Genomic DNA, 20,276 nt, shown 5'->3' with positions numbered 1-20,276 from the left:
AGTGTGGACCCCCTCATGTGGGCAAACTTATGGATGATGGGCTGTGAGTTGCATAACATTCAACGATGGTTTGTCCCGCCCGTGCAATGGGGACTAGTTGTCAGAAGACGGTGGGGTGACGGCGAGGGTGCGGCATAACCCCTGTAGAAGCACGTCCAGAAGTAGAAAACTGTCACGGAATGAGGGTCGCTTTATTGGGGCTAAAACCCCCACAGGCTGCACTAAGTCTGTCCTAAACGTCGTCAAATGAGATGGATTTTGCAGCATTTTAGGATATTGTCCCAATGTAGAAACGTGCGTTGAGGAGACCTTCAACGCGTTAGCCAAAGTGTGGACAGGAAGGCAGACACACGTGGATCAGCAGACACAGCGTCTATTCAAGCGCAAGGCCGCATTAGGCGGAGCATTTGGCCTGGCGGGGCTCACCCTCGCAGGTTGCGACGTCGATGCTCCCGGCGGAACACTGGGTAAGGCACTGCGCTTCGGTTGGCCCGAGGGCGTAACCCCCGAGGCTCACGCGATGGGCAACTTCTGGGTATGGACCTGGGTTGCAGCCTGGATTATCGGTGCGATTATGTGGGGCCTCATGTTGTGGTGCCTGTTCGCATACTCCGCCAAGCGCGCAGAAAAGCAGGGCAAGGGCGAATTCCCCCGCCAGACCGGTTACAACATTGGCCTCGAGCTGGTGCTCACGGTTATTCCGATCATCATCGTTATGGGCCTGTTCTTCTTCACCGTCCAGACGCAGGATAAAGTCACCGCACTCGATAAGGACCCTAAGGTCTCCGTCGACGTGACCGCATACCAGTGGAACTGGAAGTTCGGCTACGGCTCCATCGATGGCGAGTTCACCCCGAATGGTGAAAACTACGTCGGTACCGACAAGGAGCGCCAGGAAGCAGTCGACCGCGCCGGTGAGTTCGACGACACCACCCGCGGCGAAGAAGGCACCGCTCACCATGGCGAGGCCAAGGGCCCGATCCACGGCAAGTCCACCGCAGATCTGTCCTACCTTCACTTCGACAAGATCGAAACCGTCGGCACTTCCGATGAGGTTCCGGTTCTCGTGATCCCCGCTAACACCCCGGTTGAGTTTGACCTCGCTTCGGCTGACGTCATCCACTCCTTCTGGGTTCCGGAGTTCTTGTTCAAGCGCGACGCTTTCCCACACCCCGAGCGCAATAAGTCTGAGCGCAAGTTCCAGATTGAAAGCGTTGACGAAGGTGCATACGTCGGTCGCTGTGCAGAAATGTGTGGTACCTACCATGCAATGATGAACTTCGAGGTTCGCGCTGTCTCCCCTGAACTGTTCAAGCAGTACATTGAATTCCGCATGGACAACCCCGAGGCAAGCAACGGCCAGGCTCTGACCGCTATCGGCCAGAAGGCCGCAGCAGAAACCACCAAGCCTTTCAAGACCGGACGTACCGACACCCGCGGCGTCGAAGAGGGCTCCAACGCTGTTGAGCTCAACGGCTAAAGCTCTTTGAGAAACGGAGAATAATACTCATGAGGACTTCAGCAAAGATCTTCTACGGCGTCACCGTCTTCATGGCGCTGATGACTGTCATTTACATCGTTGCCACTCAGAAGGTTCACGATTCCGGAAACATCCAAGGCCTCGAATGGGCTGGCGCTACGGGTTTGGCGCTTGCTGCTGCGCTGTCCTTGATGCTCGGCGGCTACCTTCATTTCACTGAGCGTCGCATCGACATCCTCCCCGAAGACTGGGAAGAGGCGGAGGTCGAAGATGGTGCTGGCATGCTCGGCTTCTTCAGCCCCGGCTCAATCTGGCCCTTCGTCATGACCGTCGGTGTTGCGATCATGGGGTACGGCATCGCCTTCATGGCCTACTGGTTGCTTCTTCTGGGCGCCGTCGTCCTCATCTTCGGTGGCATCTCCTTGAACCTGCAGTACGGTCTGCCTAAGGAAAAGCACTAAAAATCTACCCTTAACCGCCCTTCCCCAGCTGCCTTCGGGAAGGGCGGTTTTGTGATTTCTTACCTACTAGAGGTTCCTGTTGCATGCGGCAACAGACAAGAATGTGATCCTCGATTGGGTAGCTGTTAGTGCAGGTCGGGGCCAAACACGGGGGGAGGCAGTGGGGGGTGAATCGAAAGTTTGATTCCTGGGTTTTTGCCTCAACCGCCGAATGTTAAATACGTCACTGTCGGGAACTGATTCTAAAGTGCGCGCCGCAGGCTGTCATCCGCCGCAACATCTATTTACGCACACGGTGTTGCGGCGTCATTGCGCGTTGATCTCCGCCTAACCTGCGTAAACCCAGCCCAGCGCTGTCGTCGTAAAAGAATTAAAAAAGTTCCCGGGCGCCCAAACAAAATTTTTGATCCCGTTTTTCTTGCATTCTGCTGACAATAAGCTGCACGAAGCCTGCGGAACAAAGGGGGCGTTTACATGACGAACACTGGCAAGCCCGTCATACTGGAACACGTGACGAGCGCAGTTGGAAACACAGGATCGGCAGCAACGCGACGTGTTGCGGCACTGAACCGACCGAATATGGTCAGTGTCGGAACCATTGTGTTCCTGTCGCAGGAATTAATGTTCTTCGCTGGTCTTTTCGCGATGTACTTCGTATCTCGTGCAAATGGCCAGGATTCGACGTGGCATGAAGATGCAGCGCATCTCAACGTCCCCTACGCAATGGTGATCACGACCATCTTGGTCGCGTCCTCATTCACCGCGCAGGCGGGCGTCTTTGCCGCAGAAAGGGGCGATGTATTCAAGCTTCGTCGCTGGTACGCACTGTCCGCACTGATGGGAACCATCTTCCTCATCGGCCAGGGCTATGAGTACTTCCACTTGGTTGAACACGGCTTGACGATTCAGAACAGCATTTACGGCTCGGTCTTCTATATCACGACCGGCTTCCACGCTGCTCACGTTCTCGCAGGTGTTCTCGCTTTCGTGGTTGTGCTTCTGCGTGTCGCGAAGTCGAAGTTCACGCCGGCTCAAGCAACGGCAGCGATGGTGGTGTCCTACTACTGGCACTTCGTCGACGTCGTCTGGATCGGCCTGTTCATCACCATTTACTTCATTAAGTAGGCCGTAGGACGCCGGAACATGGCTCCGGCTTACTGCCCTTCACTTTGACCAACACGAGTTAAAAGGGAAACGATGGAAACAACTCCCCAGACCACCGAGACGGTTGCCCCCGCAACCAGCTCGGCTAAAAAGGTCAAGAGCCGCCGCAAGGTGCGCCGCACCTTCGCAGGTGCGCTTGCCTTGACGCTCGGCCTGACCGGTGCGGGACTTCTTGCAAGTGCCCTCACCCCTACAGCACAGGTCGCAACCGCAGATGTTGATGAGCAGGCACTGATCACCCAGGGTAAGGACATCTACGACATGGCATGCATCACCTGCCATGGCGCAAACCTTCAGGGTATTAAAGATCGCGGCCCGTCTCTGATCGGCGTCGGCGAGGGTGCCGTGTACTTCCAGGTCCACTCCGGCCGCATGCCGATGGCCCGCAACGAAGCTCAGGCAACCCGCAAGGTTCCGAAGTTCAACGAAAACCAGATCCTTGCATTGGCTGCTTACGTCAACGCCAACGGTGGCGGCCCCGGCATCGTCCGCAACGACGATGGCAGCATCGCTATGGAATCCCTCCGCGGCGTCCACTACGACGGCAACATTGCCCCCGAGGACATCGCACGCGGTGGCGAGCTATTCCGCTTGAACTGCGCATCCTGCCACAACTTCACCGGTCGTGGCGGCGCACTGTCGGGCGGTAAGTTTGCGCCCAACCTGGATCACGCAAATGAGCAAGAGATCTACCAGGCTATGCTCACCGGCCCGCAGAACATGCCTAAGTTCTCTGATCGTCAGCTCAACGCTGACGAAAAGAAAGACATCATCGCCTTCATCAAGGCTGCCAAAGAGACTCCCAGCCAGGGTGGCTACGGACTCGGCGGCATCGGCCCCGTTACTGAGGGCATGATGATGTGGCTCGTCGGAATTGTAGTCTGCGTGGCTGCAGCTCTGTGGATTGGATCGCGCTCATGAGTAAAGAACAGAAAAAATACACCTCTCAAGAACTGAACGCGATGAGCAACGATGAGCTCGCGCGTCTCGGTACCGAACTCGACGAAGTTACTGTTGCATACCGCAAGCAGCGCTTCCCGATTCCCAACGACCCAGCTGAAAAGCGTGCCGTAAACCTGGTCGGCCTCTGGTTCCTTCTCGGACTCGTCATGGCCGTTGCCTTCTTCGGCATCTACATCTTCTGGCCTTGGCAGTACAAGGGCCTCGGCGAGCAGGGCCTCTGGCTCTACACGTTCTACACCCCGCTCATCGGTATCACGATGGGTCTGTCCATCCTCTTCATGGGCTTCGGTGCCGTCGAATACGTTAAGCGCTTCATCCCGGAAGAGATTTCCGTACAGCGCCGCCACGATGGTCCCTCGGAAGAAGTCGACCAGCGCACCATCGTTGCACTGCTTAACGATGCTTGGGAGACCTCCACTCTGGGCCGCCGCAAGGTCCTGATGGGTCTCATGGGTAGCGGTGCTGTCCTTGGCGGCCTCGCCGTGTTCGGCCCGCTGATGGGTATGATCAAGAACCCTTGGAAGCCCGCCCACCCGCTGAACGTTCAGGGCGACGGTACCCTGTGGACCTCTGGCTGGACCTTGGTCGACGAAGGTGTCAAGGTTTACCTCGGTCGTGACACTGGTGCAATCGCCCAGACCCACGGCGAAGGTTACGAGGAGCACTACACCACCCAGGGAATTTCCCGTCTTGTCCGTCTACGTCCCGAGGATCTAGCAGCCGCTGGTATGGAAACTGTCTTCCCCCTCCCCGAGGGCTTCGTCAACGATGGCGACAACTACGACGCCACCCGCGACGTCTACGAAGAGCAGATGCACTCCATCCATGGCACCCGCAACGCAGTGATGCTTATCCGCCTGCGTTCCGCAGATGCGGATCGTGCGATCCAGCGCGAAGGCCAGGAAGACTTCCACTACGGCGATTACTACGCCTACTCCAAGATCTGTACTCACATCGGTTGCCCCACCTCGCTCTACGAGGCACAGACCAACCGTATCCTCTGCCCCTGCCACCAGTCGCAGTTCGATGCGCTGCAGTACGGCAAGCCGGTCTTCGGACCTGCAGCCCGCGCTCTGCCTCAGCTGCCGATCACCGTGGACGAAGAGGGTTACCTCGTCGCCAAGGGCAACTTTATTGAGCCTGTTGGCCCGGCCTTCTGGGAGCGTAAATCATGAGCAATAATAAACTAGCCCAGATGGGCACCAACATGGATTCCCGCTACACCATGTCTGCGGGCATCCGACGCCAGATCAACAAGGTCTTCCCGACCCACTGGTCGTTCATGCTCGGTGAGATCGCCCTCTACAGCTTCATCGTCTTGTTGCTGTCGGGTATCTACCTCACCCTCTTCTTCGATCCTTCCATCGTGAAGGTCATCTACGACGGTGCGTACGAACCGCTTCGCGGCGTCGAAATGTCGCACGCATACGCCACCGCACTCAACATTTCCTTCGAGGTGCGCGGCGGCCTGTTTATTCGCCAGCTGCACCACTGGGCAGCGCTCATGTTCGCCGTGTCCATCATGGTGCACATGTTCCGCATCTTCTTCACCGGTGCATTCCGTCGCCCGCGTGAAGCCAACTGGATCATCGGTTGCGTGCTGCTTCTTCTGAGCGTCGCCGAAGGCTTCATGGGTTACTCCCTGCCTGACGACCTGCTGTCCGGCGTTGGTCTGCGCATTATGTCAGCCATCGTGCTTTCGCTTCCGATCATCGGTACCTGGCTGCACTGGCTGATCTTCGGTGGGGACTTCCCCTCCGAGCTGATGCTGGACCGTTTCTACATCGCACACGTGCTGCTCATCCCCGGCATCCTGCTGGCACTGATCGCCGCACACCTCGCTCTGGTTTGGTACCAGAAGCACACGCAGTTCCCCGGACCTGGTCGCACCGAGACCAACGTCGTCGGCGTCCGCATCCTGCCGGTCTTCGCCGTGAAGTCCATCGCTTTCGGTCTGATCACCTTCGGTGTGCTCGCCTTCATGGCCGGCGCATTCCAGATCAACGCAATCTGGAACTTGGGCCCCTACAACCCGGCACAGGTGTCCGCAGGCTCCCAGCCTGACATCTACATGCTGTGGACTGACGGTGCTGCTCGTGTTATGCCTGCGTGGGAGCTGTACCCCTTCGGCCACACGATCCCCGCTGTGTTCTGGGTAGCCATCCTGCTCGGTGTGCTCGTTGTTCTGCTGTTCACCTACCCGTTCATCGAGCGGAAGATGACCGGCGACGACGCCCACCACAACCTGCTCCAGCGTCCGCGCGACGTTCCCGTCCGCACCTCGCTCGGCATGATGGCTCTGGTGTTCTACGGAATCCTGACCCTGTCCGGTGGTAACGACCTGTTCGCTATGCACTTCCAGGTTTCGCTGAACGCAATGACCTGGTTCGGTCGTATCGGACTGATCGTTCTGCCCCCGATCGCGTACTTCATCACCTACCGCATCTGCCTTGGTTTGCAGCGGTCCGACCGTGAGGTCTTGGAGCACGGTATCGAAACCGGCGTGATCAACCAGATGCCGAACGGTGCCTTCATCGAGGTTCACCAGCCGCTCACCGACGAGGTTGACGAGCACGGCCACCCGAAGGCCCTCGACTACGCCGGCGCCCCGGTTCCGAAGCAGATGAACCAGCTTGGCTTCGCTGGCCACCCCGGCCGCGGCTCCTACTTCACCCCGGACCCGGAGAACATCGCCGACAAGGCCGCAGAAATCGAGCACGCTAACCACGCTGAAGAGGTTGAGATGTTCGAGAACCTACAATTGGCCAACCGCGCAGCTGACGAAGAAAACGGCAAGCACTAAAGCCACTAGCGTCACTACGCACAACTAGCGCTCACACGAAAGGGCGGGAGTCTTTCAAAGACCCCGCCCTTTCGTCTGTCTATACATAAGGCCCTTATATACAGCGCTACCGCTTAGGTACTCTAGAACCATGATTCTGAGTACCGAACGCCTCAGTTTGATCCCAGTCAACGAATTTCGCGACGTAAATGCACTTACAGACGCCTTGTGGGAGATCCACTCGGATACTCGGACTTACAGCCACCGCCCCGACTTAGTCATGAAACAACGCAGCGAGGCCATCCAGCTGCGTGATCAATGGACGGAGGATTGGCAACAAAAGGGGAGGGGATACTACGCGGTGAGCTACCAGGGGGAGATCGTTGGGTTCGCGGGGGTCCGCCATTACATTCTTGCAGGCGACGCGGTCTTAAATACCTATTATCGTTTTCGTCCAGGGGCCCAGGGGAAGGGGTTAGCGTATGAAGCCGTAAAAGCCGCTTTGGATGCGAGCGCACAACTGGGTAAGGAATGTATCGCGATCATTAGCCCCGACAATCTCCCATCCATCACCTTGGCTCGGCGGCTGGGTTTTCGTCGGAGTCCCGACCGAGATGTATCGCCTGAAGATCAGGTTTATGTGCTGCAAAACCCTCGAAATGTGGCCACCGCAAACCAATTGTGACGAAAGTTACAATATAGCTTTCTTAAAGTTTAACTTGAGGGTCTTTCGGGGTAGGTGTTCAGGGTTATCCCCTAGGTGTCTGCGCAGGTCAGACGTTAAAAAATTTGCGCTATTCATGCCGTTAGTGCGAGTTGTAAACCTTAAGAAACGCTGATAAACCGTTCATCACGGGAGTGTAACGGGACGGTAACGGGGCTGGGTTGGGCGTTTCGTTAGACACGGGCCGTTGCAATTTCGTAACCTAATTGAGACCTTCACGGGCTGGCACCCGCCGGCCCAGGGTTAACCCCCAAGACAGAAACATAAAACATAACCGAAAAACGTGGGGCTCAACCGTTGGGCCTCTTTAAGAAGTTTTCGAGAAGTTGGAGATTCATTCGTGGGAAAGCATAGCCGTCGCAATGACAACGTGGTGCGTCGTACCGCTGTCGCATCCGCCGTCACCCTCGGTGCTGCCGCAGCGTTGACCCAGCCCGCACAGGCCGCAGAGGTCGTTGTTCCTAACACCGACATCCGCTTCGAGGTCGCAGGCCTCGAAAACGTCCCGAACCTCGCCGCCATCCCCGGCGTTGCTCAGTACGTCCCCGGCCTCCAGGGTCAGGCCGCTGCCGCTCCCTACGTTGCGCCCGGCTCCTCCGATCTCGGTTCCGGCCAGTCCATCGTGAATGCCGCAGCCTCCAAGATCGGTGCTCCCTACGTGTGGGGCGCAACCGGCCCCAACGCCTTCGACTGCTCCGGCCTCACCTCCTGGGCATACGCTCAGGTTGGCAAGCACATCCCGCGTACCTCCTACGCGCAGGCTGCGCAGGGTACCCCGGTGTCCCGCGACGCTCTTCGCCCCGGTGACATCGTCGCCTTCTACTCCGGTGCATCCCACGTCGGCATCTACACCGGCCACGGCACCGTTATCCACGCGATCAACGAGGGCACCCCGTTGTCCGAGTCTTCCCTGGACTACATGCCCTTCCACTCCGCAGTGCGCTTCTAAAAGCCTGCATAGTTAAAGATCCTTTCAACCGGGACATTCGCTTTGGCGGACGTCCCGGTTTTCACACTTGTCACAGCCGTTTCATCCCTGCTGGGTTTTTAAAACCCTTGGCGTAAACGGGTCTATAGTTAAACGGTTAAAAAGTTCTTCCGCAGAAAGGCCAGTAGCAACGTGAATACTGGAAACGCCACGCATGACGCCAAGCGCAGGATCCGCCGCTGCGCTGTCGCCACAGTTTCAGTTTTGGCACTGGCCTTCAGCTCAAGCCCCTTCGCTTTGGCGGACCCGGATCCGGTAGACGAGCTCATCTCCAAAATGGAAGAGATCTCCCGAGACGCTGAGGCTAAAACCGAAGAGGTCAAGCAACTCGAAGTCGACCTCGAAGCTAAGGAAAAAGACATCGAGGGGCTCAATGCCAACGTCGACGAGGCTCGCGCTCGCGCCGAACAGTCCCGGGACGCGGTCGTGATGCATCAAGGCGACGTCAACAAGATCGCGCAATCGAAATACCGCGGCGCAACCATCGACCCCATCACTAATGTGATCTCTGCGCAAAACCCCCAGAACGCTATTGACCGCGCCGCTTACATCAGCGCATTGGAGCGTCGAACCGAAAACACCGTTGCGCAGCTCCACGATGCTGCACGCGCAAACGCCGATGCTCTCAATGACGCCGCGTCGGCCGTTGCCGAAGCCGAATACCAGGCCGCAGAACTGCGTAAGCGTCGTGAAGATCTGGAAAAGCATCAAGAAAAGCTCAAGGCCCGCACCGAAGAGATCAAGCAGGCCGTCGATGCGTTGTCGCCCCAGGACCGTCAGCGCTGGGTCGAAAAGAACGGCCCCGCCGACTACACACTGGCTGGGCTAGTTGGGGCGAACCCCCAAGGCATGTCCGCGTTGGAAGCGGGCATGACCAAGATCGGCTCGCCCTACGGGTGGGGCGCTACCGGACCGAACGTATTCGACTGCTCCGGTTTGGTCGTGTGGTCCTACGCCCAGCAGGGTATTTCTGTTCCGCGCACCTCTCAAGCACAAATGTCTGGTGGCATCCCCGTCAGTAGAGACCAGCTGCAACCCGGTGACGTCGTCGGCTTCTACCCGGGTGCAACACACGTCGGTATCTACGCGGGCAACGGCATGATCCTGCATGCCAGCGACTACGGCATCCCCGTGCAGGTTGTTCCCATGGACTCCATGCCGTTCTATGGGGCGCGGCGCTACTAAACCATGCGGCTGCTTGTCGTCACCAACGACTACCCGCCCACCATTGGCGGGATCCAGTCCTACGTTCGTGATTTCCTAGCAACCCTCGATGGCAGTGGGGTAGAGGTCTATGTTCTGGCCTCAACCCAAAACGCCGAAGAAGCTGCAGAATACGATCGGCAGCTAGCAGCAAACATCACCGCTATCCGCTACCCAGTGCGGGTCATGTTGCCGACCTTACGGCTGCGCAAGCGCATGCAGTCGATTATCACCGAGTACGACATCGACACCGTGTGGTTTCCTGCGGCAGCACCTCTGGCTGTCCTCGCGCCCGCGGCACGGGCAGCAGGGGCAAGCAGAGTTGTCGCCTCCACACATGGGCACGAAGTCGGTTGGTCTATGCTGCCAGGCGCACGTCAGGTTCTTAGACGCATCGGCCGCAGCGTCGATACCTTGAGCTACATTTCCAACTACACCCGCGGGCGCCTTGACACCGCGTTCGGCGGCCCCGAATGGTGTGCTTTGCCTTCAGGCGTGGACCTCCACACTTTCCGGCCACTTGATAAACAGGACGTCCTAAGAGTACGCGCGCAGCACGGACTCCCGCCCGACGCTCCATTGGTGACCTGCGTGTCACGTTTGGTGAAACGCAAAGGTCAAGACATCCTCATAGACGTGTGGCCAGAGATTGTGCGAACCCACCCGGATGCTCAGTTGCTCATCATCGGCGAAGGCCCTTACGGATCAAACCTGTCACGACGCCGCGAGGCCAGCAGCGCCAAAAGCAACATCCGGTTGCTGGGCCGGCGGCCTTTTAGCGACATGGTTGAGATACTCGCGGCCTCAACCGTCGCCGCCATGCCATGCAGAACGCGTGGCAAAGGTCTTGATGTTGAAGGCTTGGGTATCGTATACCTCGAAGCACAGGCCTGCGGCATCCCCGCAATCGCAGGTAAATCAGGCGGCGCACCGGAAACAGTGGATCACGAGCGCACCGGATTCGTGGTTGACGGCCGAGACCCACGCGACGTCATTAATAGGCTGAGGCAACTGCTGGACGACCCGGAGCTACGCACACAGTATGGACGTGCGGGCCGCGAAGCAATGGAAGACCAATGGTCATGGGAGCAACGGGCAGTCACCTTTCGCCAATTCCTCCACATGCCCAGCGACCCCAGGAGCAGCACAAAATGAACACAGGCAGCGTCACTATTGGCTTCGACATTGGGGGCACCAACCTGCGCGGCGGGGTGGTAGACGCCCACGGGCACATTATCGATATGCACGCCATCCCGACTCCGCGCACAGCCGAGGGGCTTGAGCAAGGAATCATCAGCATCACCCAAAAGCTACAGCGCGAGCACAATGTGCAAGCCATTGGTGTCGCCGTGGCGGGATTCCTCGATGCAGAATGCAGCACGGTGCGCTTTGCCCCCCATTTGCCGTGGCGCGATCGCAATGTCAAGCAGGTGCTCGAAGCGGCACTCGATATGCCAGTGACCTTGGAACACGACGCCAATTCGGCAGCGTGGGGCGAATACATCTTTGGTGCGGCGCGTGGGGCCCGCATATGGTCGCTGTTCTCGCTCGGCACGGGCATCGGTGGTGCGATCATGATCGACGGCATCCTGTTTCGCGGCGCGTACGGCACCGCGCCAGAATATGGGCACCTGCAAGTGGTGCCCAACGGTAGGCCCTGTGCGTGCGGAAAGACCGGCTGCTTGGAGCGTTATTGTTCCGGCACCGCACTGGTGACCACGGCGATGGAAAATGCCTCCAACTTCGACAGTCCGCTGGCTCAAACATGTATGCGTGCCCCCGGCCAAGTCACCGGGCACACCATTTTTGACGCCGCGGAGGCCGGCGACCCGTTGGGTGTTCACGCTGTCGGCGAGTTTGCGGACTGGTTGGGCCTTGGTTTGGGCATTGTCGGGGATGTCATCGACCCTGAGTTGATCGTGCTCAGTGGTGGTGTGAGTACCCGATCGGAGCTCTACCTTTCCCGGGCGTACGAGCGCTACCTACGCACACCCGTGGGTAGTGCACACCGTCCGCACGCTAGTGTTAAAACGGCAAAATTAGGCGCCGAGGCAGGTATGATCGGGGTCGCACATTTGGCGGCCGACACGAGGGTTCACGAGGGTTAAAGGAACAGGGTTGAAGGAACAGGGTTGAAGGAATAATGACTATGCATAACAAGTGGTACTGGGTTTTCAAGAACGTCCTTTTCGGCCCCGCTCTTCGGGTATACAACCGTCCGTACTCTCGGGGGTTGGACAATATCCCAGACCACGGTGGTGCAATTCTTGCTTCGAATCATCAATCGGTGATGGACTCTTTCTTCCTGCCGTTGTTGTGCAAGCGCCAGATTACTTTCTTGGCTAAGCAGGAATATTTCACGGGGACCGGCCTGGTTGGTAAGGCCCAGCGTTGGTTTTTCACCTCTGTTGGTCAGGTCCCGATTGATCGTTCCAGTGGTGACGCCGCGCGTGCCGCGATGGAATCCGGCAAGCGCGTGGTGCTCAAGGGGGATCTGTTGGGTATTTATCCCGAGGGCACTCGTTCCCCGGATGGTCGTTTGTACCGTGGCAAGACGGGCATGGCCCATATTGCGTTGGACACCGGAGTGCCGATTGTTCCCATTGCGATGATTGGTACCCGGAAGGCTAATCCGATTGGCAGTTGGATTCCCCGCCCGGTTCGCGTTGGTGTGATTGCGGGGGAACCTATCGATCCGCGCGCTTATGTGGAGTCCAAGGGGCTGGATCCGGAGTCCCATGAGGCCGCGCGTGTGCTCACTGATTATGTGATGCAACGTCTGGTGGAACTCACCGGAGGGACTTACGTTGATATGTATGCGGCAGATGTGAAGGAAAGCCTTGCGGCCGGCACGGGTTACCCTGAGGGAGCCAAGCTCTAACTTTATGCCCACCCCCGCACGACAACGTCTTGTTTGGCCGGACGTTGCTAGGGGAGTGGCCATCCTTGGCTTGGTGATTTTGCACGTCAGCATTGACGTGCCTGGAGGCAAGGACACTTTTCTAGCAGCGCTGAATTATTATCTTGGCCCCATTCGTCTTCCTCTGTTTTTTGTCATCAGTGGCTACTTTGGTGCGAAGCTTCTACGGTTTAATCTGCGTGACCTGATCTTCCGCAGGCTGTGGTTTTTCGCTGTGCCGTACGCATTTTTCTCGCTTTTTGAGGCGCGGTTGAAGCGCAACGAGATTTTGATGAAGTATCCGGGCCTGGACCCTAATGATCTGGACACACTACCTCACATGGCTATCGCCGGCGACAGTATGTATTGGTTTTTGTACTGTTTGGTGATCTGCACCTGTATCTTGTGGATCACTCGCAGGCTGCCCGCGTGGTTGGCGATGGTTGCTTCTTTCGCCCCGCTGGGGTTGTTGATGGTGCATGAGCAGTCAACCCCGATCGGGTACAACACCATGTTGTTTGCGCCGGTGTTTGTGGCTGGTGCGCGGATCAAACCAGCAATTACGTGGTTGTCGGAGCATACGTTCCGGTGGACGGCTATTGTTCCGACGGTTGGCTCGGGGGGCCTGGGGTTTTGGATGCTTACCCATGGCGTATGGCATACCGACAGTGGTTTGCCGTACCACGATTGGGCTGTATGGAACTATGCGGCGGATCCTCTGGCTAGCGGTCTCATTGGGCGCTTGTTTAGCCAGTTGTTGATTATCCCTTTGGCCATTGCAGTAGCCCGTATATTGTCGTTGGTTCCGGCGGTGGCGCGACCTTTGCAGTTTGTTGGCAGTCACACTTTGGTGATTTATTTGGGGCACCCGTTGGCGATGACGTTTGTGTTTAACACGCTGTTTTATCGCTATGACATTTATGTGTTGAACCGGGATAATCCTGATAACCCGCTGTTGTGGTCGTGCATTTGTTTTGTTCTGTGCGCGGCGGGCTCGTATTTTGTGTGGCTGTGGTCCAAGGTTCCGGTGCTGGGCTGGGTTGTGGTGCCGCCGCAACTATTGGATGTGGTCGCTGGGTTGCGCGAGCGCCTCGGTGGTCGCGGGAGTGGTGGACGCTTCGACAAGGAAGCGCACGAGCATCAGTACGCCGACGATAGCCAGCGGAGCCCACAGGGTTAGTAGCGCAGGCCAGGCCGCGAAGCCACCGAACAGGGCCATGGGAAGCCCCAGCAGAACTAGGGGGCGTAGTGTTGCGTTGTTACGAAGGAGCACAGCAAGCAGTACGAATGCCACCATTGCGCCGGCACCGATGAGTGTATTGGCGTTATCCATGGGTAGTGCCAGTGCACGGATCCAGTCGCGGGTGAGTTGGGGGTCGATTGCCAACGCAATGATGGTGGCGAAACCAGCTACCATCGCGGCGCGCATTTTCGACGCCCACGTGGGCAGCACGATGATCAACACCGCTGGCCACGCCGCCATCGCAGCCACCACACCGGTAGCGATTCCACCAAAACGACTGGTGCGCAGCAGGTAGATGTCCGATATCGTGGCTGCCAGTACCAGCAGCACGATGTGCCCGTCATTGACTGCGTTGAGGACGGGGATCAGCGTGAGCATCATCGCCGTGATAAAGCCGACGCTTGTGTTAATCACCGGTTCGGAGGAATTAATGACGCCGCGTTGCAGGGCGTAGGCGGCCAGGACCAGGGAAGCAACGCTGACGGCTGTCCACACAACTGTGGCTGCGGTTTCTCCCAGAAGAGCAAGCACACCAAGCATGAAAGTGCCGGCCGGGGTGACGGTGTAGACGTAGTGCACAAAATCGTGCTCAATATATCCGCCGTAGACCGGCAGACCAGCGAACACCCGTTGCGAGGCACCCAGGAATTGCTGGAACCAGGTCTGGTAGGCCACGGTGAAACTATTGTCGGGGCCATCGGATTCGATCAACACCAGAAGCAGCAGGCACACAACCAACAGCCACGTGCACACAGCAAACGCGCGTGAGGCAACGCGCGATGCGACGTCATTGGTGGTGAAGAACAACTCGGGACGGGCGGGCACATCAGCACCACGGCCAAACACCGCAGGGCACGTGCAAGCCGTGATCAGCAAAGCGATCGCGATGAATACGTAGGCGCTGCCGATAACCTGGCTGCTCAAGGGCCAATCGATTTCGCGGTCATTGGCGTGGGGGAGGACGAAAAACGGAACGACGATCATCGTCGAGAAAATGATCACCGCGAAACCGCCCGCAATCCCACGGACACGGCCGCTACCAGGCTGAAAAGCCGACACCACAAGCAGCAACACAAAAGGAATCAACCAGGTCCAGTGGTGCGTCCACGACACGGGTGAACACAATGCCGCGACAAACGAATTGACCAGCAGCGCACCAACAGCATTACCCGCGCGCAGCAAACGCACCATCCCGAAAGACGCCGCGCCAATAGTGACGACAACCGCGACCTTCCACAAGGTCTGCTGCAGGTCCTCATCCCCCGGGAACAAACGCGCAAACAAACCACGGAAAGACTGGTTAGTTGAATAAGCCAACCCGCCAATACGGGACGGATCCCGCAAGGTATTAAACCAGTATTCCTTCGACACATCCGGGCGAATAAGCCACGCCAGCGCCGTAAAACCTACACCAAACACGGCTGTCTGAATTGCCGAACGCCAGTCGCGCTTGAGCAAGAAAAATAGCCCGAACACCGCAGGCGTCAGCTTGATCGCCGCAGCCAAACCGATAAACAAACCCCGAGGAACACGGCTGCGAGGACGCAAAGTATCCGCAATAACCAAGGCCATAAGAAGCACATTGACCTGGGCGAAACCCAAAGTCTCACGCACCGGATCGCACACAATAGCCACAGGAAGCACCATGAGGGCAAGAAGGCGGCGATCAGACAAAGGCAACCGGGTAGCCGCACCCAACACGATAACCATGCACCACCACAAAGCCAACAGTGTCAACCCGTTAAGAATTACCGCGTCGATGTAGACCGGGAGCAACACCAGCGGAGTGAACAGCATCGCCGCCAACGGGGGATAGGTAAACGGCAGCATAATGCCACCAACCTGGAAATCCCGTGTGTAAATGTTTTCCCCAGCCAGCAAAGAGCGTGCGCCCTCGCGGTAGACGTCAATATCGATGTGATACTTCAACAACTGCTCCGACATGTCGGCCGTCAGATTCAACGTGAAGGGCAACATGAACAACAGCACCAAAGCCAAAGAAACAACCATGGCACCGCGGCGATACGACGCTTGGGGAATAAACCTCATGAACATTGAGTCTACTGGGTAGCCGAACATGCCCCTTCAACTACAGTGTTGGTGTGCGCTACTTCTACGACACCGAATTTATCGAAGACGGCAAAACCATCGACCTTGTGTCCATTGGGGTCGTCGCCGAAGACGGACGCGAGTTCTACGCGGTGTCAACGGATTTCGACGCAAGCAGGGCGAACTCCTGGGTGAAAACCCACGTCCTCAACCAGCTGCCCAACCCCAGTGAATCCTGCTGGATGAACAACAACACCATTCGCGAGCGCCTGCTGGAGTTCCTCCTCGCAGCCGACGACGGCAAACACGTCGAACTCTGGGCGTGGGTAGGCGCCTACGACCACGTGCTGCTAGCGCAACTCTGGGGCGACATGCGTGGCCTGCCCAAGGAACTGCCGAGGTACACCCGAGAGCTCAAGCAGCTATGGGAGATGGCAGGCAAACCCGAGCTGCCGCCCATCCCCGACGGCAACCATGACGCACTCATCGATGCCCGACACAATCTGGCGAAGTTCCAAGCTTGCAACAAAGCCATGCCCCTTGACTCCCGTAACCGAGTGAAGTCCAAGTGGGTTTAGCCCCAGCGCACAACCTGCCCTAACAGCAGCAGATTATCTGCCCTGTGGTAAAAAGTAACCTGTGAGTTGGACAGTAGATATCCCCGTTGAAGAGCTTCCCGACCTTCCCCCACTACCCAGTGGTATTCAGGAACGTTTCGAAGATGTCTTGGCACGTGACGCCAAGCAGCAGCCCAGCTGGGACCGCAAGCAGGCAGACACTGTCCGCAAGATTCTAGAGTCGGTTCCGCCGATCGTCGTCGCGCCGGAAATCCTCGAGCTGAAAAAGCAGCTTAAAGAGGTAGCCCTCGGCCGAGCATTCTTGCTGCAAGGCGGCGACTGCGCCGAAACCTTCGAATCAAACACCGAGCCCCATATTCGCGCGAACATCAAAACCCTGCTGCAAATGGCAGTTGTTTTGACCTACGGCGCATCAACCCCGGTGGTCAAGATGGCTCGTATCGCCGGCCAGTACGCCAAGCCGCGTTCCTCTGACCTGGACGAAAACGGTCTGCCGAATTACCGTGGCGACATCGTCAACGGTGTAGAACCCGACGCGGAGTCGCGGCGTCATGATCCGGCACGCATGGTTCGTGCTTACGCGAACTCTTCCGCAGCGATGAACCTCGTCCGGGCGCTGACGGGTTCTGGCACCGCAGACCTCCACCGCCTCAACGAGTGGAACCGCGAGTTCGTCGCAAACTCCCCTGCAGGTGCTCGCTACGAAAGCCTCGCCGAGGAAATCGAAGCAGGCCTGAAGTTCATGGAGGCATGCGGGGTTGCAGACCACAACCTGCGTCGTGCTGATATTTTCTGCTCCCACGAGGCACTCCTGGTCGACTACGAACGTGCAATGCTGCGTCTTGCACAGAACGAAGTCGGCGAAACCGAGCTGTTTAACCTTTCCGCCCACCAGGTGTGGGTGGGGGAGCGCACCCGCGGCATCGATGACTTCCACGTCAACCTAGCCGCGCTGATCTCCAACCCGGTCGGCATCAAGATCGGCCCGACCTGTACACCGGAAGAGGCCGTCGCCTACGCCGACAAGCTCGACCCGAACTTCGAGCCCGGCTGCCTGACGATGGTCGCCCGCATGGGCCACGACAAAGTTCGTGACGTTTTGCCTGCGATCGTTGAAGCTGTGGAGGCTTCCGGCCACAAGGTGATCTGGCAGTCCGATCCCATGCACGGCAATACCCACACGTCCTCGAATGGGTACAAGACCCGTCACTTCGACAAGGTCATCGACGAGGTTCAGGGCTTCTTCGAGGTGCACCGTGCGTTGGGTACCCACCCTGGTGGCATCCACATCGAGTTCACTGGCGAAGACGTCACCGAGTGCTTGGGTGGTGCAGAAGACATCACTGACATTGACCTGCCGGGACGCTACGAGTCGGCGTGTGATCCGCGTCTGAACACGCAGCAGTCGCTGGAGTTGTCCTTCTTAGTAGCGGAGATGCTCCGCAACCGCTAGGGTTTTTCCCTCAAAGCACATCGCCCCACCTGAAATTGAACAGGTGGGGCGATGTGCTTTCTAACGTGCTCTGGCGCTAACCGATGGATTTGATGGTCACCGTGGTCCCGACCTCGACCTTCGAGCCGGCCTTCGGGCTTTGGCTGTAGACGACGGCGCTGCCCTTGCCATCGATATCTACGTTCAACCCCATGTCCAGCAGAGTGCTTTCAGCTTCGCTGACCTTCTTGCCCATGAGCGAGGGCACAATGACTTTGCCACTCATCACTAGGTCAACGGTGTTGAACTCCGGGTCAACCAACTTGCCTGCAGCAGGCGCGGTTTTGACGACCGCCTGACCGTTGCGGCTGGTTGCATCTTCATCTGTGGTGACGGTGCCGACGGTCAAACCAGCATCGCCAAGGATGCGCCGGGCCTCATCGAGGGTCTTATCTTTGAGGTCTGGAACCTCCAGGGCTGTCGACACGTAAAGGTCCACTTCGTCACCGCGCCGCAGCTCCGCATTGGAATCGGGGCTGGTTCGGATGACGTGATCCTTCTTGATTTTCTGGTCGAATTCGGGGATGACCTCGCGAACTTTGAGCCCCGCTTTTTCCAGCGCGTCACGTGCTTTGTCTTGGCTAAGCCCAGCGAGCTTAGGTACTTTCACCGGTGCGGGCCCTTTGCTGAGGTGCACGGTGACGGTGCTGTGTGTGGCGACAACCGCCCCTGGGCTTGGCTGGGTGCTCGAAATCTGCCCGGCGGGTACGGAATCGGAGTATTCCTCTTCCCCAACCCGGAGTCCCAGTGTGCGCTCTGATGCTAGGGTCCGAAAGTCGTCAACGCTGCCGCTGGCGGGGATTCCCGGGACGGCGGGTTGGCCTAGAGATTGACGAATGGCGACGTCGCTTCCTTTCGGGATGCGTTCGCCGCCGGGGGGTTGAGTGCCGATGATCTGCCCGGCGGGTATGTCGTCGCTATATTCCTGGCTGCTTGTGGCGGTAAATCCAGCCTGTTCGATGGTTGTCACGGCTTGGGCTTGGTCCATGCCGATGATCTGCGGGACTTCCCCGTAGCGGCCGGAGCCAAACCACCAACCGCCGAGTGCTACTGCCGCAATTAGCGCGGTGATTAGTCCCGACCACAGTGCGATTTTCCAGCCAGAGCGGTTGGACACGGGTTTGCCGGGAGCATAATCTTGCGGTTCGTACTGTTCGTGGTAGGTGTCGACGGGTGCGTCTTGGTAGTCCTGTTCGTAGTGTGCAGGCGGCGGTGGCGCAACAAGGGGCCCCTCCCAGACTTGCGTGTCGGTGGGGTTGGGCGCGTGGACGGTTTCTGCAGGAACGGCCGGTAGAACCCCGGTGTTGTTGAGCACTCCGGTCAGAAGATCTGTGTTTTCTGCTTGCTCGAATGAGCGATGCGCTGCGGCGTGTTCCGGAATGGGAACGTTGAACGCGGGCAGTTGCAGTTCCTCCGCGACGTCATCAATGGCGGCGAGGAATTCCCCAGCGTCGGAGAATCGATTGCTGACGTCGCGTGCGGTTGCGGTCGCCACGAGCGCATCGATCAGCGTGGGAACACCGGCGATCTGGCCAGAGGGTGCGGGAACGTCCTCGCTGAGGCGGGCGAATGCGCGGTCGGTGGGGTCGCCTTCATCGAAGGGTATTCCGCCGGTGAGAAGTTCGTAGAGGACAATGCCGGCGGAGTAGACGTCGCTGGCGGGGCCGATGTCTGTGCCTTCTACCTGCTCGGGGGAGAGGTAGGAGGCGGTGCCGATGATTTCCGTAGCGGCGTGGTCGGCGGCGCGCACGAGGCCGAAGTCTGCGAGTTTGACGGTGTGGTCGCCGTTGATGAGGATGTTGTCGGGTTTGATGTCGCGGTGCACCATGCCTGCCTCGTGGGCGACTGCCAGTCCGGTAAGGACACTGCGCATGACCGACATGGCGGCATGTGGCGGCATGGGGCCGCGTTCGTCGAGGAGTTCGCGTAGGGTGCCGCCGGTGATGAGTTCCATGACCAGGAAGACGGGCTCGCCGCTGTCTTGTTCACCCATGACGCTGTCGTAGACGTTGACCAGGTTGGGGTGGGATAGTCGTGCCATGGAGCGGGCTTCGCGGCGGAAGCGGCTGCGGAAAACGGGATTGTCTGCATAGTCAGAGTGCATCACTTTGGCGGCGACGTGTCGGCCCAGGCGCAGGTCAACGCACCTGTAGACGGTGGACATTCCTCCGGCGGCAATGGGTGCTTCGATGCGGTAGCGGTCGTCGAGGATGTCACCTGGGTACAGTTGTTCTCGCGTGGACATGCGCT

At 58.3% G+C, this 20,276-nt stretch carries 16 protein-coding genes and 1 pseudogene; 15 read left to right on the top strand and 2 right to left on the bottom strand.

Annotated features, from left to right (window positions below; translation table 11 throughout):
- Positions 1–352 precede the first annotated feature (352 nt).
- From ctaC to L1C91_RS02315, 13 genes and pseudogenes are all read left to right on the top strand, one after another.
- Positions 353–1,480: an aa3-type cytochrome oxidase subunit II gene (gene ctaC / locus L1C91_RS02375; protein WP_234857815.1), complete on the top strand. Its 1,128-nt coding sequence runs from the start codon at positions 353–355 to the stop codon at positions 1,478–1,480.
- Between the two features lie 29 nt (positions 1,481–1,509).
- Positions 1,510–1,941 (top strand): aa3-type cytochrome oxidase subunit IV, encoded by a 432-nt coding sequence (gene ctaF / locus L1C91_RS02370; RefSeq protein WP_234857814.1) that lies wholly within the window; start codon positions 1,510–1,512, stop codon positions 1,939–1,941.
- A 510-nt stretch (positions 1,942–2,451) separates the two neighbouring features.
- Positions 2,452–3,066 carry an aa3-type cytochrome oxidase subunit III gene (gene ctaE, locus L1C91_RS02365; RefSeq protein WP_234857813.1) on the top strand — a complete coding sequence of 205 codons (615 nt, stop codon included), beginning with the start codon at positions 2,452–2,454 and terminating at the stop codon, positions 3,064–3,066.
- 72 nt (positions 3,067–3,138) lie between these two features.
- Positions 3,139–4,026, top strand: coding sequence for a cytochrome bc1 complex diheme cytochrome c subunit (qcrC, locus tag L1C91_RS02360; protein ID WP_234857812.1), 888 nt, complete (start codon positions 3,139–3,141; stop codon positions 4,024–4,026).
- Positions 4,023–5,243 carry a cytochrome bc1 complex Rieske iron-sulfur subunit gene (gene qcrA, locus L1C91_RS02355; protein WP_234857811.1) on the top strand — a complete coding sequence of 407 codons (1,221 nt, stop codon included), beginning with the start codon at positions 4,023–4,025 and terminating at the stop codon, positions 5,241–5,243. The genes qcrC and qcrA overlap by 4 nt, the downstream gene beginning before the upstream one ends.
- A complete protein-coding gene (qcrB, locus tag L1C91_RS02350) occupies positions 5,240–6,871 on the top strand; it encodes a cytochrome bc1 complex cytochrome b subunit (RefSeq protein WP_234857810.1) in 1,632 nt (543 codons plus the stop codon). The genes qcrA and qcrB overlap by 4 nt, the downstream gene beginning before the upstream one ends.
- Before the next feature lie 130 nt (positions 6,872–7,001).
- Positions 7,002–7,535: a GNAT family N-acetyltransferase gene (locus tag L1C91_RS02345; RefSeq protein ID WP_234857809.1), complete on the top strand. Its 534-nt coding sequence runs from the start codon at positions 7,002–7,004 to the stop codon at positions 7,533–7,535.
- Positions 7,536–7,914: 379 nt separating this feature from the next.
- Positions 7,915–8,523, top strand: coding sequence for a C40 family peptidase (locus L1C91_RS02340; protein ID WP_234857808.1), 609 nt, complete (start codon positions 7,915–7,917; stop codon positions 8,521–8,523).
- Between the two features lie 171 nt (positions 8,524–8,694).
- Positions 8,695–9,747, top strand: a complete 1,053-nt coding sequence (locus L1C91_RS02335; RefSeq protein WP_234857807.1) for a C40 family peptidase — start codon at positions 8,695–8,697, stop codon at positions 9,745–9,747.
- Between the two features lie 3 nt (positions 9,748–9,750).
- Positions 9,751–10,920 carry a glycosyltransferase family 4 protein gene (locus L1C91_RS02330; RefSeq protein ID WP_234857806.1) on the top strand — a complete coding sequence of 390 codons (1,170 nt, stop codon included), beginning with the start codon at positions 9,751–9,753 and terminating at the stop codon, positions 10,918–10,920.
- Positions 10,917–11,873, top strand: a complete 957-nt coding sequence (locus L1C91_RS02325) for an ROK family glucokinase (RefSeq protein WP_234857805.1) — start codon at positions 10,917–10,919, stop codon at positions 11,871–11,873. The genes L1C91_RS02330 and L1C91_RS02325 overlap by 4 nt, the downstream gene beginning before the upstream one ends.
- A 41-nt stretch (positions 11,874–11,914) precedes the next feature.
- A complete protein-coding gene (locus tag L1C91_RS02320) occupies positions 11,915–12,646 on the top strand; it encodes a lysophospholipid acyltransferase family protein (RefSeq protein WP_234857867.1) in 732 nt (243 codons plus the stop codon).
- Positions 12,647–12,650: 4 nt separating this feature from the next.
- Positions 12,651–13,661 (top strand): annotated as a pseudogene (locus L1C91_RS02315) (acyltransferase family protein); the annotation flags it as partial.
- Positions 13,662–13,721: 60 nt separating this feature from the next.
- On the opposite strand, the gene L1C91_RS02310 reads toward L1C91_RS02315, so the two are convergent.
- Positions 13,722–15,956, bottom strand: a complete 2,235-nt coding sequence (locus L1C91_RS02310) for a glycosyltransferase 87 family protein (protein WP_234857804.1) — start codon at positions 15,954–15,956, stop codon at positions 13,722–13,724.
- Positions 15,957–16,009: 53 nt separating this feature from the next.
- Between L1C91_RS02310 and L1C91_RS02305 the strand changes: the two genes are divergently transcribed.
- Together L1C91_RS02305 and L1C91_RS02300 are read left to right on the top strand one after the other, a co-directional pair.
- Positions 16,010–16,534 carry a polyadenylate-specific 3'-exoribonuclease AS gene (locus L1C91_RS02305; RefSeq protein WP_234857803.1) on the top strand — a complete coding sequence of 175 codons (525 nt, stop codon included), beginning with the start codon at positions 16,010–16,012 and terminating at the stop codon, positions 16,532–16,534.
- 61 nt (positions 16,535–16,595) lie between these two features.
- The gene (locus tag L1C91_RS02300) at positions 16,596–17,987 is read left to right on the top strand and encodes a class II 3-deoxy-7-phosphoheptulonate synthase (RefSeq protein WP_234857802.1); all 1,392 of its coding nucleotides are present in this window, start codon (positions 16,596–16,598) and stop codon (positions 17,985–17,987) included.
- Between the two features lie 76 nt (positions 17,988–18,063).
- Here L1C91_RS02300 and pknB read toward each other — a convergent pair whose 3' ends face one another.
- Entirely contained in the window at positions 18,064–20,271 is a 2,208-nt protein-coding gene (pknB, locus tag L1C91_RS02295; RefSeq protein WP_234857801.1) for a Stk1 family PASTA domain-containing Ser/Thr kinase, read from the bottom strand.
- Positions 20,272–20,276 lie beyond the last annotated feature (5 nt).

It is taken from the genome of Corynebacterium argentoratense (assembly GCF_021491455.1).
Taxonomy (GTDB): Bacteria; Actinomycetota; Actinomycetes; order Mycobacteriales; family Mycobacteriaceae; genus Corynebacterium; species Corynebacterium argentoratense_A.
The sequence above is the reverse complement of the archived record's forward strand: the minus strand, read 5'-3'. Positions and strand labels throughout refer to the sequence as shown.